The sequence below is a fragment of the Bradyrhizobium sp. 62 genome (assembly GCF_023073035.1).
In the GTDB taxonomy this organism is placed as follows: domain Bacteria; phylum Pseudomonadota; class Alphaproteobacteria; order Rhizobiales; family Xanthobacteraceae; genus Bradyrhizobium.
Window position 1 is genome coordinate 222346 of sequence record NZ_JADPIT010000031.1, and the last position, 273, is coordinate 222618.

The following is a 273-nucleotide window of genomic DNA, read 5'->3' on the forward strand; positions in this document are numbered from 1 at the left end:
CGTTCCGGTGGTGTCGATCTTGAAGCTGTGCGTATCGCCAAGATCCGGGTCGGTGTACGACGCCGTCACCGTCTTCGCCGGGCCATGCTCCTGTACATCGGCTGCGACGTCCTGCGCCACCGGCGCATCGTTCTCGCCCTTGATAGTGATCGTGACCGTCGCGGTCGATGAGGCACCGGAGCCGTCGGTCACAGTGTATTTGAACGTGTCCTGCGCAGTCTGGCCGGCCCTCAAGCCGATGAACCCACCGTTCGGATCATAGCTGAAGGTACC

General features: G+C 62.3%; 1 protein-coding gene. It reads right to left on the reverse strand.

Annotation, left to right across the window (positions count from 1 at the left end; genetic code table 11):
* Positions 1–273 (reverse strand): Ig-like domain-containing protein (locus tag IVB47_RS29020; RefSeq protein ID WP_247466462.1); only part of this gene is annotated, 273 nt, incomplete at both ends.